14 protein-coding genes are annotated in these 15,674 nt (G+C 70.3%); 2 read left to right on the top strand and 12 right to left on the bottom strand.

Annotated features, from left to right (window positions below; translation table 11 throughout):
- Nucleotides 1-424: 424 nt before the first annotated feature.
- The 6 genes from D6689_03030 to D6689_03005 form a co-directional block, all read right to left on the bottom strand.
- Complete coding sequence (locus D6689_03030; GenBank protein ID RMH44209.1) at nucleotides 425-1,759, bottom strand: hypothetical protein; 1,335 nt, start codon at nucleotides 1,757-1,759, stop codon at nucleotides 425-427.
- Complete coding sequence (fabZ, locus tag D6689_03025; protein ID RMH44208.1) at nucleotides 1,756-2,208, bottom strand: 3-hydroxyacyl-[acyl-carrier-protein] dehydratase FabZ; 453 nt, start codon at nucleotides 2,206-2,208, stop codon at nucleotides 1,756-1,758. The genes D6689_03030 and fabZ overlap by 4 nt, the downstream gene beginning before the upstream one ends.
- Before the next feature lie 124 nt (nucleotides 2,209-2,332).
- Complete coding sequence (locus D6689_03020; GenBank protein ID RMH44207.1) at nucleotides 2,333-2,872, bottom strand: OmpH family outer membrane protein; 540 nt, start codon at nucleotides 2,870-2,872, stop codon at nucleotides 2,333-2,335.
- Between the two features lie 34 nt (nucleotides 2,873-2,906).
- On the bottom strand, nucleotides 2,907-5,339 hold the full coding sequence (gene bamA / locus D6689_03015; GenBank protein RMH44206.1) for an outer membrane protein assembly factor BamA: 2,433 nt from the start codon (nucleotides 5,337-5,339) through the stop codon (nucleotides 2,907-2,909).
- A complete protein-coding gene (locus tag D6689_03010) occupies nucleotides 5,320-6,060 on the bottom strand; it encodes an ABC transporter ATP-binding protein (protein RMH44205.1) in 741 nt (246 codons plus the stop codon). The genes bamA and D6689_03010 overlap by 20 nt, the downstream gene beginning before the upstream one ends.
- Nucleotides 6,061-6,146: 86 nt before the next feature.
- Entirely contained in the window at nucleotides 6,147-6,326 is a 180-nt protein-coding gene (locus tag D6689_03005; protein ID RMH44204.1) for a hypothetical protein, read from the bottom strand.
- Between the two features lie 5 nt (nucleotides 6,327-6,331).
- Between D6689_03005 and D6689_03000 the strand changes: the two genes are divergently transcribed.
- On the top strand, nucleotides 6,332-6,796 hold the full coding sequence (locus D6689_03000) for a hypothetical protein (protein ID RMH44203.1): 465 nt from the start codon (nucleotides 6,332-6,334) through the stop codon (nucleotides 6,794-6,796).
- 10 nt (nucleotides 6,797-6,806) lie between these two features.
- Here the strand turns inward: D6689_03000 and D6689_02995 are convergent, their stop codons facing one another.
- The 3 genes from D6689_02995 to D6689_02985 form a co-directional block, all read right to left on the bottom strand.
- A complete protein-coding gene (locus tag D6689_02995; protein RMH44202.1) occupies nucleotides 6,807-7,361 on the bottom strand; it encodes a hypothetical protein in 555 nt (184 codons plus the stop codon).
- A gap of 165 nt (nucleotides 7,362-7,526) precedes the next feature.
- Complete coding sequence (locus tag D6689_02990) at nucleotides 7,527-9,410, bottom strand: FtsX-like permease family protein (GenBank protein ID RMH44201.1); 1,884 nt, start codon at nucleotides 9,408-9,410, stop codon at nucleotides 7,527-7,529.
- A gap of 73 nt (nucleotides 9,411-9,483) precedes the next feature.
- A complete protein-coding gene (locus D6689_02985) occupies nucleotides 9,484-11,142 on the bottom strand; it encodes a lysine--tRNA ligase (GenBank protein ID RMH44200.1) in 1,659 nt (552 codons plus the stop codon).
- A 48-nt stretch (nucleotides 11,143-11,190) separates the two neighbouring features.
- Between D6689_02985 and D6689_02980 the strand changes: the two genes are divergently transcribed.
- Nucleotides 11,191-12,594 carry a thioredoxin family protein gene (locus D6689_02980; GenBank protein RMH44199.1) on the top strand — a complete coding sequence of 468 codons (1,404 nt, stop codon included), beginning with the start codon at nucleotides 11,191-11,193 and terminating at the stop codon, nucleotides 12,592-12,594.
- Nucleotides 12,595-12,621: 27 nt separating this feature from the next.
- Here D6689_02980 and prfB read toward each other — a convergent pair whose 3' ends face one another.
- The 3 genes from prfB to D6689_02965 all read right to left on the bottom strand — a co-directional run bounded on the left by prfB (nucleotide 12,622) and on the right by D6689_02965 (nucleotide 15,585).
- Nucleotides 12,622-13,677 carry a peptide chain release factor 2 gene (prfB, locus tag D6689_02975; protein RMH44198.1) on the bottom strand — a complete coding sequence of 352 codons (1,056 nt, stop codon included), beginning with the start codon at nucleotides 13,675-13,677 and terminating at the stop codon, nucleotides 12,622-12,624.
- Nucleotides 13,678-13,768: 91 nt separating this feature from the next.
- Entirely contained in the window at nucleotides 13,769-15,169 is a 1,401-nt protein-coding gene (locus D6689_02970) for an amidophosphoribosyltransferase (GenBank protein RMH44197.1), read from the bottom strand.
- Between the two features lie 68 nt (nucleotides 15,170-15,237).
- Nucleotides 15,238-15,585, bottom strand: a complete 348-nt coding sequence (locus D6689_02965; GenBank protein ID RMH44196.1) for a hypothetical protein — start codon at nucleotides 15,583-15,585, stop codon at nucleotides 15,238-15,240.
- Between the last annotated feature and the right edge of the window lie 89 nt (nucleotides 15,586-15,674).

Below are 15,674 nucleotides of genomic sequence, written 5' to 3'. Positions count from 1 at the left end.
CGCCGCCCCGCCGGCGGGCCGATGCGCGGATTCCGCGGGCGCCGCCCCGCCGGCGGGCCGGTGCGCGGGCTCGGGCGCGCGCGCATGCCGGAGCGGCCCCGGAATGTCGGTCCCTGGCGTCGCGGGCGCGGCGGCTGGGTCTCGCGCGCCGGTCCGCGCCGGCGATCGCACGGCGGACGACCGTGCACGCCGGGATGCTTCCCGCTCGTCGCCGCACGCGGCGACGGCAAGCGCAGTGGACAACAGTACGGTAGCGATCAGTTTCATCGACGTTCTCCCCGATGTCGGACGACCGTCGAGATCCGGAGCAGAGACCGTGCCATGCGCAACCTCCCGAACCCGCGCGCCGCGCGCGCGCACCGCGTCCGCCCGCACACGCCCCCGCGTGTCCCGAATTCCTCGCGGCGGTTTCACCGCCGCGCCGTCACTCGACGAGGGCGCGCGGTATCGCGCCGCCCGCGCCGAGTGACCAGCGCACGGTGTAACCGGGCGCCACGTCGTCGGCCGCCGACGCGTCGCCCGGCTTGCGCTGCACCCGCACGAACGCGCGCGCCCCGGGGAGGATGCCCGCGCCCGCGAGTTTGTCGGGCGCCCCCGGCCCGCCGGCGTCGGCCTCGCCGAGCACCGTGCCATCCGCGAGCACGAGCGCGACGGCGACGTCGAGCCCGGGCGACGCGGGTTCGACTGCGACGTCGAGTTGCTGGCGGGCGTCCGCGACGGGCACGGCGTATAGGTCGACGTCGCCGGGGGTGAGCGCGCCGCGCCGCGCGCCGGCGGACCGCCCCGGCTCGACCGCCAGCGGCGTCGCCTGCGCCGGCGCGTCGTTCGGCTCGGCCTCGGCGTCGTAGGGCAGCGGCCGGATCGATACGCGCAGCGCGTACGGCTCGTCGAACGACGACCGCTTGCCGGTGAGCGCGAGCGCCAGCGGTGCCGGCGACTCGCCGGCTGCCTCGAGCGCGAGCGACCGGATCGCGAGTGCCTGGCCCGGCGCCCCCGCGCGCTGCAGGACCGGCGAGCCAGCGCGCGACACCGCGACCTGCAGCGCGACGCCATCGACGCCGTCGACGTCGATGTCCACTGCCTCGTCGGGCTCCGCGCCGTCGATCGGCACGAGCCACCGGTCCTTGTCTCCTTCCCAACCGATATACCCGCGGACCTCACCGCCGATCGCCACAGGCCGCGCGTATCGCTCCGCTGCATTCGGCTCCCGTTCGAACAACTCCGTCGGCTCCGGAGCCCAGCGGACCGCGAGCGTGTACGGCGGAGACGGGGTCGTTCGCGGAGCCTTGCGACGCCGGCGTTTCGGCGCGTACTCGCGCACGACGACCTCGTAGCGCCCCGGTTCGACCGGGTAGTTCGGCATGCCCTCCGCCACACCCGCACCGCCGCGATCGCTGCGCGCCAGCAGCGCGCCGCCGGGGCCGACGAGTTCGACCACGAGGTCGATGCCCTCGGGTGCCGCCGCGGCCACCGCGAGCCAGCCCGCGCGGTCGGCCGCGACCGCGACCCGATCGACGTCGGCCGCAGACGCCAGCGTCGCGGTCACGCCTCCCGGCGGCGACAGCGGCTGTCCGTGTCCGGCGGCGTCGTTGGGCTCCACTTCCTCGGCGAGCCGCACACCACCTGCGGTCCGTTTGACGATCACGACCCCGGGACCGGCATCGTCGTCGCGCTCGATGTGCGGCTGCGCCGTCGAACCGCACGCCGCCCATACCGCCGCGAGCGCGGCTCCCGCGACCCGGCCGCCCGCCCGCGTCACGCCGGCGCGTCTTTGGGCGCGATGCCCGCGAGAAACTCCGCCTCGCACACCACGGCTCCATCGACGCGGCACTCGCCGCGCAGCTTCCACACCTTGCCCTTGCGCAAGGGGACCACCTCCATGACGAGTCGATCCCCCGGCGTCACCTTCTTGCGAAACTTCACCTTGTCGATCGCCATGAACAACAACACCTGGCGGTCCGGGTCGAACGCGCCGGTGGCATGGGCGAGTACGCCGCCGGCCTGCGCCATCGCCTCGACCATCAACACGCCCGGCATCACCGGCATCCCGGGGAAGTGGCCCTGAAAATAGGGCTCGCCCCAGCTCACGTTCTTGATCGCGACGATCTTGTCGTCGCTCACCTCGAGCACGCGGTCCACCAACAGGAACGGGAACCGGTGCGGCAGGATGTCGAGAATACGCTGCGCGCTGATCGCGGGTTCGGTCATGGCGCCCCGCTTTTACCACGCACGAGCGCGACGGGGCGCGGCGCCCGGCGCGTCGACCGGCGCCGCCGCGACGGGGCGCGGCGCCCGGCGCGTCGACCGGCGCCGCCGCGACGCCCGGCGCGCGCTACTTGCCGCCGTCGAGCCGCGCGTTGACTTCATCGGTCAAATCGATCGACGGAACCGCCCACAGCACCGCGCTCTCGCTCTTTTCGAGCACCATCGTGTAGCCGTCGCGCTTGGCGATGTCGGCGATGACCGGCGCCGCCTTGGCGAAGATGTCCCGCACGAGCTTGGCCTCCATCGCCGCGAGTTCCTGCTGCAGTCCGACGAACTTCTCCTGCAGCTTGACGTACTTTTGCTGTAGCTCCATCTCCCGCTGGCGCAGTACGTCCGGCTTGAGCACGGCCCGCTGCTTGTTGAGTTCGGCGGCCGCCTTTTCGAGCGCCTTCGACGCCTCGTCGAGTTCCTTTTGCTTCTTGTCCTTGTCGCGCTCGAGCCGCTTGCGCGCCTTCTTGCCGATCTTCGTCTCGTTGAGCGTGCGCTGCAGGTCGACGTAGCCGACTTTCGTGGCGGCGGGGCCGGCCGCGTCGGCGCGAACCATCCCGATGACGATGAGGCCGAGCCCGACGAGGCCCAGCGCGATGGAGTGATGAATGCGAACCATGACTTGTTGGCCTCCGCGCAGTGGTGACGCGCAGTTAGAAGAAGTTTCCGATCGTAAACTCGAACACCAACGGTTCTTCGTCGGGCAGACGATCCAGCGGGATCCCCCATTCAAACCGCAGCGGGCCGATCGGCGAGATCCACCGGAAGCCGAAACCCGCCGACCGCCGGATGCCGTGGATGATCGAGTCGGGGAAGTCGAAACAGGGGTCGACCTTCGGCGACAAGTCGGTGTCGGCGCCGCCGCAGTAGCGCTGCTCGAGGTTGAACGCGTTGCCGGCGTCGAAGAACACGACCCCCGAAATGCCCACCTGGCGGAACAACGGAAACTCGATCTCGCTGTTCCAGATGAGCTGCATGTTGCCGCCGAGGGGCAACGTGCCGAGCGCCTGGCCCGGCTCGCCCTGCTGCTGGACGCGGATGCGCGGCCCGAGCGACCGCGGCCGGAACCCGCGCACGTCGTTGATGCCCCCGATGAGATACCGCTCGGTAATCGGCACGCCGAGGGGATCGCGGCTCGTCACCACACCGATCTCGGCGTTGAGCTTGAGCACGAACGGTCCCCACAGCGGCCGATAGTGGCGCGCAAACCCGCCGTAGCGCACGAAGATGTTCTCCGACCCCGTATAGGTGTCCGCGATCTCGACAAATGCATTGTGAAAGAAGCCCTCGGTGGGGAACAGGCGGTTGTTGCGCGAGTCGTACTGGATCGAGCCCCGGACCGACGACGTGACCCCGCCGCGGAACAAGTTCGCGACGCTGGACGCCTCGGCGGGCAGCGCGCGCGCGCCGACGAACGTGGTGCCGCCGGACGTTCCAGTGACGCCGACCGACTCCAGCTTGTAGGTCAAAAACGCGCGCGTCTCGAAGCTCAGGCGCCGCCCCCACGTGAGGTTGCCGCCCGACGACGTCCGCGCAAACGACCCGAAGGACCTCGTCTGGTTGAACAGATCGAACGCAAACGTCCAGTCGGTGTCGAGGAAGTACGGCTCGACGAACCGCAACAGGAATAGCTGGCGCAGGCCGGACAACTGGGCCGACAGCGCGAGCGTCTGGCCGCGGCCGAACAGATTGTTCTGCGAGATCTGCGCCTGGGCGATGAAGTTCTCGACCGACGAGAAGCCGGCGCCGATCTGGAAGGTCCCGGTCGGCCGCTCGCTGACCTCGATGTTGACCTCGATGAACTCGTCGGTCGACCCGCGCTGGGTCGACACGTCGACGCGCTCGAAGAAGCCCAGTGCCATCACGCGCCCGCGCGACGCATCGAGCGCCGTCTGGTTGTACAGCTCTCCCTCCGCGATCTTCAGCTCGCGACGGATCACCTTGTCGCGCGTCTTCGTATTGCCCCGGATGTTGATGCGCTCGAAGTAGACCTTCTTGCCCTTTTCGATCTCGAACGTGAGCGCCACCGTCCGCTTCTCGAGGTCCACGCTGGTGAGCGGCGTCACGTTGACATAGGCGTAGCCCTTGTCCTTGTAGTAGTCGTTGAGCCGGACGATGTCCTGGCCGACCTTACTCCGGTTGAAAATTTCCCCCGGGCGTACGGTCAGCCGCTTGTAGTAGTCCTCCTTGGGACCGATCAGGTCGCCCTGGAAATCGATCTTGCCGATCGAGAACACCGGCCCCTCGTCGATCGGGATCGCGATGTACATGTAGCGCTTGTCCCGCGACAGCCGGATCTGCGGGTTGCCGAGCTTCACGTTGATGAAGCCGCGGTCGTAGTAGTACGCTTGAATGATCAACAGATCGCGCTCGAACGCCTCTTCCTGAAAGATGCCCGCGTCGGTGAGGAAAGACATCGCGCCGCCGACGCGCGTCTGGATGCTGCGGCGCAGTTCTTCGTCCGTGACCTTTTCGTTGCCGATGAACGAGATCTCGCGGATCTCGACCTTCGACCGCTCGTCGATCGTGAACCACACGTCGACCTCGGCCTCGTTGACCGGCCGCACCTGGTAGTCCACCGATGCGAGGTAGAAGCCCTTTTCGACGTACAGGTCCTGAATCTTGTCGCGATTGCGCTTGATCTTCGCGATGTCGAGGATCTCGTCGCGCTTGAGGTCGATGACCTCGTTGATCTTGTCCAGTTCGATCTCGTCGTTGCCCGCCACGTACACTTTGCGCACGGACGGCTTCTCGGCGACGGTGAACGTGACGACGACGCCGCCGGTGTCGCTCGGCTCCGCCTCGACGCGAACGTCGTCGAAGAAGCCCATCTTCCAGATGGCGCGCACGTCTTCGCGAATCTTGGCCGGGTCGAGCTTGCCGCCGGCCCGCGAGATCAGGTTGACCCGGATGGCGTCGTCCTCGACCTTGCGATTGCCGCGAAACTGCACGCGATCGATGCGCCTGCCCCACAGCGCGGCGGCGGCCGACGCCGGCGGCGCCGGCTGCGCGCCCGCCGGCTCGGCGGCGAGCGCGGCGACCGCCAACATCGCGGCGAGCGCGCGGCTACGCACCGTCGCCCGCATCCGCCTCGAGCCCTCCGTCGTGCATCCGCAGCACCCGCGGCATGCTCGCCGCGAGTTCCGGGTTGTGGGTCACGATCAGCATCGTCATCCCGAGTTCCCGGTTGAGTTCGACAAACAGGTCGTGGATCTCTCGTCCCGTGTGGGAGTCCAGGTTGCCGGTCGGCTCGTCGGCCAGCAGCAGCGACGGCCCGCCGACCAGCGCCCGCGCCAGCGCCACGCGCTGCTGTTCGCCGCCGGACAGCTCGCCCGGCTTGTGGGTCGTCCGATGCGCCAGGCCGACCCGCTCGAGCATCTCGAGCGCCCGCGCGCGCGCCTGCGCCCGCGGCGCGCGCCCGATGAGCGCCGGCATCATCACGTTCTCGAGCGCCGTGAACTCGGGCAGCAGGTGGTGGAACTGGAAGACGAAGCCGATCTCGCGGTTGCGGAAGTCGGCGAGCCGCGCCGGCGACATGCGCGTGAGCTCCTCGCCGTTGAACCGCAGCGAGCCCGACGTCGGTCGATCGAGGGTCCCGAGCACGTGCAGCAACGTCGACTTGCCGACTCCAGACGCGCCGACGATCGCCGCCATGTCCCCGGGCTCGAGCGAGAACGTGATCCCGCGCAGGATCTGCAGCTGGCGGCCGCCGTGCTCGAACGACTTGTGCAAGTCCGTCACCTCGATGCGGGCGCCACCGCGCGCGCTGCGCTCCGGGCCGCTCCGGTACGGCGAGGGGTCGGTCATCGGGGGATGCTGAAGCTGAAGTCCGCTAACTAACAAGGGTTTTCCCGAAAAGGGCGAGACACCTTACTCGCGCCGACCGTGCGGTGTCAACGGCCGCCACGGTCCGGAGAGACCGCGAATTCGGCGGGTTGAGCGATACGGCTGAACAGACTCGGTGGCGGCGAGGCCGGTTGCCCTCGGCGCGGGCCAACCGCGGCAAAAAATGGCCGCCGCGCTGCGCCTTCGCCTATTCTCGCGGCGGGAGGTCGATATGGGTCGAATCGCAAGCGTTGTGTGCGCGGCCGCGCTGCTGGCGCCGGCGGCCGCAGCCGCCGACGAGGGCGCCACGGGGATCGGCGTCGGCGCCGAGGCGATGCTCACCGGCCCGACGGGCGCGTCGGTGGTCTATGACGCCGCGCGGTTCCGCGTCAGCGGCGTGCTCGGTTTCGTGGACGACGGCGTCGACGCGGTGGGCATCGGCGCGCGCTTCGTCTGGGTGATGCACCGGGGCGACGCGGCCGACTTCGGTGTCGGCGGCGGCATCGGCGTGGTCAACGAGGACGCGGGCGGCGGCATGGCGGACGACGACCGGACCAACGTCCACATCGAGCTGATGGGCCAACTCCGGGCGTTCCTCACCCGCAACGTCGCACTGAGCGCCTCGTTCGGGGCGTCGGCGATCGCGGGCGACAACGACGGCTTCGCGTTCGGCGGCCAGCTCGTCGGCTCGCTCGGCGCGCACTATTTTTTCTGGTAGCGCGCCGCGCTCACAGGCCGACGCTCACGCCGATCTGCACGAGGTCGTAGCTGCCGGTCACCTCGGCGACCGCGTCGCCGTCGATCAGGTCGACGTAGGTGCGGCTCACGTCGAGCCAGAGGGCGGCCTCTCCGATCAGCCCGGTGGTGAGCCGGTACTGCGCGCCGAAGCCGAGTTGGTGGCCCCGGCCCGCGAGGTCCGGCGCGTCGCCGCCCGGGCGCAGCCACGTCTTGTTGACGCCGCCGCGCGCGAACAGCTCGAACCCGGCGCCGAGGCCGTGGTAGGCGCGCAGGTCCACCGCCGCCGACACGATCGCCGCATCGCCGGCTCCGCCGCGCAGCTCGGAGCCGTAGACGGCCGCCTCGATCGCGATCGGTCCGACGCGCTGGCCGAGGGCCAGCCGGTAGTCGTCGGTCTGCGGGTCGGTCGAAAACCCGGCCGCCAGGTCGCCGTCGAGCTCGGCGCCGTCTCCGACGCCGACCGACACGTAGCCGCCCGCGGACGCACCGGCCGGCGCAACGAACAGCGCCGCTGCTGCGGCGGCGGACAGGGCGAGGCGAGCCAAGGTAGAGCGCATCGCCGCACGCGTGTTGCAACGACCGGACCGCCGGCAACGACCTGGAATTCGTGGCATCCCTTCCTGAGTCGGCCGGACCGCCGGTTCACACAGTCAACGCGAGTTCACATTGCGCGCGGCGCCGCCCCGCCCGCTCCGCACCGCCGGCCGCGGTCATTCGTAGCGCAGTCCGTCGACCGGCTGTACGCGCGCGGCCAGATACGCCGGGTAGATCGTCGCCAGCACGCTGATGAGGACGCCCGCCGCGGCGACCGCCACGACCGCCGGCCACTCGACCGCGATCGGCAGCCGATCGATGTAGTAGACGTCCGGGTTGAGCGGGAGCCCCCACACCTTGCCGGCCCAGCACGCCAGCAGGCCGTTGGTCACGCCGATCGCCGTGCCGACCGCGCCGATGAAAAACCCCTGGACGACGAAGATCTTCATGATGCCCTGGTCGGTCGATCCGAGCGTCTTGAGCAGCGCGATCTCGCGCGCCTTCTCGACGACCACCATGATCAGGTTGCCGATGATCGAAAACGACGCGACCAGGATGATGATCGCGAGCACCAGGAACATCGCCACCTTCTCGAGCTCGAGCGCCGAGAACAGGTTGCGGTTGATCTCCTTCCAGTCCTCGACGTGATACGCCGGGCCGAGCGCGGCCGCGATCGCGCGCTTCACGCCGTCGGTGCGATCGCGGTCGACGACGCGGATCTCGATGCCGTTGACCTCGTCGCCCATCGACAAGAACCGCTGCAGGGAGCCGAGTTCGACGTAGATGAACTTGGTGTCGTACTCGTACATGCCCGTGTAGAACACGCCGGCGACACGGTACGGCTTCGACCGAGGAGCCGGGCCGGCCGGCGTCATCTGGCCGAGCGGCGACACGAGCACGACCTCCTGGCCGACGTACATGTGCAGCAGCTTGACCAACTCGCGGCCGACGAGTACGCCGTCGAGCGCGTTGATGCGGGGCGACGCCGACGCATTGCGCCGCGCGCCGGCGTACCCGCGGCCGGTGAACTCGCGCGGCCAACCGTCGATCAACGGCTCGTACGACTCCTCGTCGCCGAACGAGTCGACCAGCCGCCGCGCGTCCGGCGCAAACCCGAACGCGTCGATCGGCTCGACGTCGTCGCTCCCCGGCCCGGCGGGCGGTGCCGCCGGCGCGACCGGGGCGCGCGCGTCGCTCGCGCCGCCGCTGAGATCCAACGGCTGGTCGTCCGGCAGATCCAGGTCCGGCGGCGCCGGATCGACGACGTCGTCGCCGCGCGGCGGCGCGCCGGCATCCGGCGGCTCGTCGCCGCCACTGAGGTCGACCGGTTCGTCGTCGGGCAAATCGAGGTCCGGCGGCGCCGGATCGACGCGCCCCGGCGCCGGCGGCGAACCGGGGCCCGCCGGCCGGTCGCCCGCCGCCGGCGCACCAGCGGGCGGACCCACGACCGTACCGTCCTCGGCCAGCGGGTACAGACGCAGCAGCGCGTCGTCGTCGTCTTCGATGTTGTCCGGCAAGTCGGTCACGTCGCCGACCGTGGTCGGGTCGATGCCCTTGATGACGACGTTCTGGTAGGTGGTCGACGCGCCGATGACCACCTCGCTCACGACGTAGGGCGTCGCGCCGACCACCTCCGGCAACCCGCGCACCCGCGCCAGGACGTCGCGATAGTCGGTGAACTCGCCGCCGGGCTTCGTGACGCGCAAATGCGCATTCGATCCGAGGATCTTTTCGCGCAAGTCGCTCTCGAATCCGCTCATGACACTCAGCACGATCACCAGCGCCATCGTGCCGATCGTGACGCCGCCGATCGACACGGAGGTGAAAAACGTAAACACGTAGCGGATCGCGCCGAGCAACACCACGAGTTCGAGCAGCGCACCGCACGCAACCGCCGTGAGGAACATCGGGCGGCGCATCGGATGCTCCAGCTCCACGCCGCGGATCACTTCGACGTCGTCGAACGCGAGCCAGCCGGCGAGCGCAGCCGCCGCACACGCGACGGCCAGCACGACCGCGATCACGGCGATCATGCGGCTCACCTTGCGCGGGCGCGCCATCAGGTAGCGCCACGCGACGAACCATTGAACCCCGCGATTCACGTGCGACCTCGGCCGGCTCCTTCCCCGCGCGTCACTCCGGCCGCATCAGCGGGAACAGCAACACGTCGCGGATCGACGGCTGGCCGGTGAGCAGCATGACGAGGCGATCGATCCCGATGCCCTCGCCCGCTGCCGGCGGCATCCCGACCTCGAGCGCGCGGCAGTAGTCCTCGTCGCAGTCCATCGTCTCCTCGGCGCCGTGTGCGCGGGCGCGCAATTGCGCGATGAACCGCGCGCGCTGGTCGTCGGGATCATTGAGTTCGCTGAATGCGTTGGCGATTTCGGCGCCGCCGATCATCAGCTCGAAGCGATCGACGAACGCCGGGTCGGCGTCCTTCTTGCGCGCGAGCGGCGACACCGCCAACGGAAAATCGGTGACGAACGTCGGCTGAATGAGCGTGTCTTCCACGGTCTGCTCGAAGATCTTGTACGCCAGGTGGCCCGCGCGCACGCGCCGGTCGAGCGGGTCGGCGTAGCGATCGGCGATCGCGCGCACGAGCGACTCGTCCAGTGTCGTCGCTCCGGCGGGGATCGCCGGGGCGTCGGCGGGATCGACGGACTCGAGCAGCACGCGGTAGATGTCGGCGACCGGCACGCCCGCCGCCGCCGCCGCGATCGCCGCGACCACCGGGTCGTCGAACACCGCGGCCGGCCGCCCCGCGCGGTCGACGACCGCATCCCGCACACTGAGCCGCGGCCACGGCGGCGACAGGTCGATGTCGTGATCCCACCAGCGCGTGCGCAGCCCGCCGTTGACTTCGCGCGCCACCGTCGTGATCAGATCCTCGGTGAAGCCCATCAGGTCCTCGTAGGTGGCGTAGGCCTGATAGAACTCGAGCATCGTGAACTCGGGATTGTGCTGGCGGTCGATCCCCTCGTTGCGAAAATTGCGGTTGATCTCGAACACGCGCTCGAACCCGCCCACGAGCAGACGCTTGAGGTACAGCTCCGGCGCGATGCGCAGGTACAAGGTCATGTCGAGCGCGTTGTGATGCGTCACGAACGGCCGCGCGGCGGCACCGCCGATGATCGGGTGCATCATCGGCGTCTCGACTTCGAGAAAGCCGCGTTCGGTCAGGAAATCGCGCACCGACTTGACGATCCGCGACCGTTTGCGAAACACCTCGCGCACGTCCGGGTTGACGGCCAGGTCGAGGTAGCGCTGGCGGTAGCGCAGTTCGACGTCCTGTAGGCCGTGCCACTTTTCGGGCGGCGGCCGCAGCGCCTTGGTGACGATCTCGACCGACGTCACCAACAGCGACATCTCGCCGCGCTTGGTCCAGAACACCGCCCCTTCGGCGCCGACGATGTCGCCGACGTCGATGCGCTTGACGACCTGCTCGAACTGGTCGGCCGGGATGTGCTCGACGTTCAGAAACAGCTGTAGGTCGCCCGAGCCGTCGCGGATCGGCGCGAACACGGTCTTGCCGAATCCCCGCTTGGCGATCACGCGGCCGGCGAGGCGGAAGACGTGGCCGTCGACCGGAACGATGCCCTTGCCGGCGGGAGGCTCGGCCGGGCGCGTGTCGGCGTAGCGCGCTCGCACCTCGGCGCAGGTCGCCGTCGGCCGGAACCGGTTGCCGTACGGATCGCGGCCGGCGGCGCGCAGCTCCGCGGCCTTGGCGCGGCGCTCGTCGACGATGCGGCGCAGCGTCGACTCGCCCTTCGGGCTCTGCTCGTTGGCGGACATAGGCGCGAAACCATAAACGATCGGCCCGGGGCATGCTATCTGGACGGCATGCGCCCACCCCGTTTCGTCTCCGCCGTCGCCGCGGCGTGGGCGGCCGTCGCGGCGGCCGCCGCGTGTCGCGACCGCCCGGCCGCTTCGCCGCGCGCGGCCACGCACCGCGCGCCGGCGCCAGCCGCCACCGCGGCAACCTCCCCCGGCGCGGCGGCCGACGGTCCGCTGTCATGGCGGCGCGACGACTACGCGGGCGCGCTCGCGGAAGCGCGCCGGCGCAAGCTGCCGCTGTTCGTCGACCTGTGGGCCGAGTGGTGCCACACGTGCCTGTCGATGAAACACACGGTGTTGCGCGACCCGAGCCTGGCGCCCTACGCCGACCGGTTCGTGTGGCTGGCGCTGGACACCGACCGCCCGGGCAACGCGCCGGCGCTCGCCAAGCTGCCCGTGTCCGTGTGGCCGACGCTGTACGTCGTCCGCGCCGACGACGAGGCGATCCTCGCGCGCCACCTCGGCGCGGCGTCGGTCCGCGACCTGCGCGCGCTGCTCGACGACGCGCTGCAGGCCGCGGACGACGGCGATGCCGCCGCGCTCGCCCGCGCCGGCGACCGGGCGGCGGCGGCCGGCGATCACGCCACCGCGGCCGCTCGCTACGCCGAGGCCATCGCCCGCGCGCCGGCGGACTGGCCGCGCCGCGCCCCCGTCCTGGTCGCGTACCTCGCGGAACTCGCGCGCGCCGGCGACCCGGGAGCCTGCGTCGACCTGGCGCTCGCGCGCGCCGGCGACACCGGCCGCACCGCCGCGGCGGCGGACTTCCTCGACCGCGCGGCCGACTGCGCCGACGCGCTGCCGGCGGGCGACCCGCGGCGCCGCCAGCTCGCGACGGTCGCGATCGCGCGGCTCGCGGCGCTCGTCGCCGACGCGGACGCGCCGCTGTCCGTCGACGACCGGGCCGACGCGATGCGCGTGCTGCGCGGCTACGCCGCCCGCATCGGCGACGCGGCCGCCGCGCGGCGCTGGGCCAAGCGCGAGCGCGCGCTGCTGGACGAAGCGGCGCGCACCGCCGGAGATCCCTACCTGGCGAGCACGTACAACTGGCCGCGGCTGGAGGTCTACATGGCGCTCGACGCGGTCGCGGAGCTGGTGCCGGACCTCGAGGCGTCGGCGCGCGCGCTGCCGCACCTGTACGACCCGCCCTATCGTCTCGCGCAGGCGCTGCACCACCTCGGCCGGCACGACGACGCGCTCGCGGCGGCGGAGCGCGCGCTCGAACGGGTGTACGGGCCGCGCAAGGCCAACGTGCTGTCGCTCATCGCCGACATCCACGAAGCGCGCGGCGACCGGGCGGCCGCGCGCGCGGCGGTCGAGGCGCTGGTCGCGCACTGGGAGTCGCTGCCCGACGGCCAGCGTCGGCCCGACCGGCTCGCGGCCGCGCGGAAGCGCCTCGCCGAGTTGCGCTGACCGCGTGCGCCGCCGCCTGCCCGCGTCCTACGACGCGGTCGCCGACTCGCCGCCGTCCGCCTGCAACAAGTAAGCGCGGATGAACGGGTCGAGATCGCCGTCGAGCACGGCGTCGACGTTGCCGACTTTCAGGTCGGTGCGGTGGTCCGTCACCAATCGATACGGCGCGAGCACGTACGAGCGGATCTGGTTGCCCCACTCGATCTTCTTTTTCTGCGCTTCGAGTTCGGCCACCCGTTCCTTTTGTTGCGCGAGCATGTAGTCGTACAGCCGCGAACGGAGCACGCGCATCGCCTGGCTCTTGTTTTTGTGCTGGCTGCGCTCGCTCTGGCACTGGACGACGATGCCGGTGGGCAAGTGCGTGATGCGCACCGCGCTTTCGGTCTTGTTGACGTGCTGGCCACCCGCTCCGCCGGCGCGGTACACGTCGATGCGCAGGTCGCCCTCGTTGATCTCCACGTCGATGTCGTCGTCGACGTCGGGGGTGACCGTAATCGCGGCGAACGCGGTGTGGCGACGCGCGTTCTGGTCGAACGGCGAGATGCGGACGAGCCGGTGCACGCCGTTTTCCGCCTTCAGCATGCCGAACGCGTAGTCGCCCTCGACGACCAACGTGGCACTGCGGATGCCCGCCTCCTCGAACGGTTGCTCGTCGACCAGCTTGACCTTCCAGCCCTTGCGCTCGCAGTAGCGCATCACCATCTTCAGCAACATCTGCGCCCAGTCGGCGGCGTCGACGCCGCCGGCCCCCGACACGACATCGACGATGGCGTTGCCGGCGTCATCCGGTCCCGACAACATCCGCGATAGCTCCAGTTCGTCGATCGCGCGCGCGATGCGATCCGCCGATTCGGCGGCCTCGCGCACGGAGTCGGCGTCGTCCGCCTCCTCCGCAAGCTCGAGCAGCACGAACGCATCCTCGAGCGCACGCGCCTGCGCGTCGACGGCCGCCACCGTGCGCTGGAGCGCCTTGGTCTCTTTCAGGACCGCCTGCGCCGCCGCCCGGTTGGCCCAGAAGTCGGCCGCCGACGCGCGCTGTTCGAGTTCGGCGAGCCGTGCGCGCTTGCCGTCGACGTCAAAGATACCCCCGGAGGGCGTCGAGCTTGCCCTGGAGGGCGACGAGGGTTTGGCGGACGTCTTTGCTGTCGAGGTCGTCGGTCATGGTCGTGATCGGTCAGCTTCGGCGCAGCGTGATGAGCTCGCCGTTTTCGTCTTTCGGATCGGCCAGCGGCACCGGGTAATTGCCGGTGAAACAGGCCGAACAATACCCATCGCCGGCGGCCGGCGCGTCCACCGACTCCATCATACCGGCATGCGACAGGTACGCCAACGAATCGCACGTGATGTAGCGCGCGATTTCGTCGACGGAATAACTCGACGCGATCAGCTCCTTCTTGGTCGGCGTGTCGATGCCGTAGAAGCACGGATTGGTCGTCGGCGGCGCACTGATGCGCAGGTGCACCTCCCTCGCGCCGGCGTTGCGCAGCATCTGCACGATCTTGCGAGACGTCGTGCCGCGCACGAGCGAGTCGTCGACCACGACGACGCGCTTGCCGTCCACGACGGCACGCACCGGGGCGAGTTTGAGCTTCACGCCGAAGTGCCGGATCGAGTCCTGCGGCTCGATGAACGTGCGGCCCACGTAGTGCGATCGGATGAGGCCGAGGTCGAACCGAATGCCCGCCGCATTCGCGTAGCCGATCGCCGCAGGCGTGCCCGAGTCCGGCACCGGAATGACGACGTCCGCGTCGACCGGATGCTCCTCGGCGAGCCGGCGGCCCATCTTGACGCGCGCGCGGTAGACCGACTTGCCGTTGATCAGGCTGTCGGGCCGGGCGAAGTAGACGTGCTCGAACACGCAGAAGCTCTGGGGCTCCGGGTCGCGCAGCGCCTCGAACGGCTTGTAGCTGCGCAGGCCGTCCTCGTCGACGACGATCATCTCGCCCGGGTCGACTTCGCGGATGAACTCGGCTTCGATGAGATCGAACGAGCAGGTCTCGGACGAAACGACGAACGCGTCCTTGAGCCGGCCGAGCACCAGCGGCCGGAAGCCGCGCGGGTCGCGGACGGCGATCAGCCGCGTCTCGGTGAGGAACACGAGCGAGTACGCTCCGCTGACCTGGCGCAGAGCCGATGCGATGCGCTCGATGGTGGTCGGCTCGCGCGCGGCGGCGATGAGGTGGACGATGACCTCGGTGTCGCTGCTGGTCTGGAAGATCGACCCGCTGGCCTCGAGCTGGCGGCGTACGCGCACCGCGTTGACCAGGTTGCCGTTGTGCGCGACCGACAGCGCGCCGTGCGCGTACTCGAACATCAGGGGCTGCGCGTTCCGCAGCTCCGAACGGCCGGCGGTGGAGTACCGGACGTGGCCGATCGCGGACCGCCCCGGCAGCGTCGCGAGCGCCGCCTCGTCGAACGCATCCGACACCAGGCCCATCCGGGCGACGCGGTGCAACCGGCCGTCCGACGACACGATGCCGGCCGACTCCTGGCCGCGGTGCTGGAGCGCGTGTAGCCCGAGGTAGGCGAGATTGGCCGCCTCGTCGTGACCGTAGATGCCGAATACGCCGCACATCGGTTCCCCCTACGTAGCACGCCCGCCGCGCGCGCGAGGTGGCCGGCGGCGACCTTTTTCCACGCGCCTCACACGAGTTGGATCGCCACGTGCGCCGCGGTCACGGCCAGCGTGAGCCACGCGGTCGCCGACGCCCCCGTCACCCGCAGCGGCGGGAGGCCGAGCGCCGTCAGCCACACCAGCATCCCGTTGACCGCGACCGGGCCGAGCCCGCCGAGCATGCCGAGTGCGGCGAGGTCGAGCAACACCGCGAGGCCGCGGTAGGCGACCAGGTGCAGCACGGCCAGCGCGATTCCCACGCCGGGGAGCGCCCACCGGGGCGTGACCGCGACGTTCCGATGGCGGTGGGCGACGACCGCCACCGCGACGGAGAACGCGACCGCGCGAATCGCGAGACCGACCGCGAGCTCGGGCATTGGTAGATCCTTACTCCTTGTCCGTCTGTCGGCGGACGTTGAAGTCAAGACCCCCTTTCAAACCGTGCGTGCGGATTTCCCGCACACGG

It is taken from the genome of Deltaproteobacteria bacterium, assembly GCA_003696105.1.
Lineage (GTDB): Bacteria > Myxococcota_A > Polyangia > Haliangiales > J016 > J016.
This window is presented reverse-complemented; position numbering and strand designations above follow the sequence as displayed.